This window comes from Aquirufa salirivi, from assembly GCF_045310485.1.
In the GTDB taxonomy this organism is placed as follows: Bacteria; Bacteroidota; Bacteroidia; order Cytophagales; family Spirosomataceae; genus Aquirufa; species Aquirufa salirivi.
Map to the genome: position 1 here is coordinate 1 of NZ_JBEWZH010000046.1, position 297 is coordinate 297.

The 297-nt window shown below is 51.9% G+C and carries 1 protein-coding gene; it reads left to right on the plus strand.

The features are described from left to right. Positions 1-297, plus strand: a 297-nt coding sequence (locus tag U0R11_RS13625; protein ID WP_406752390.1) for a hypothetical protein, incomplete at both ends; no start/stop codon positions are given.

Below are 297 nucleotides of genomic sequence, written 5' to 3' on the forward strand. Positions count from 1 at the left end.
ACTTAGGTTTAATCTACACGGGAGCTTCCGGCTCAGGCACATTTACCTTTAGTCCAGTTACTGGAGCACCAGTAACATCTGGAGCGATTACGGTGAATTCAGGCGCAGCCACTAAATTGATTATCACAGGAACAGGCACCCAAACAGCGGGAGCAAGCCAAACGATTACAATCACAGCCAAGGATGCGAGTGGCAACACGGCAACGGGTTATACAGGCATCAAGTCGATCACGTTCAGTGGAGCGAATGCTTCATCAAGCCCAGCCACGAACCCAACGGTGGGGGGCACGAACGTTG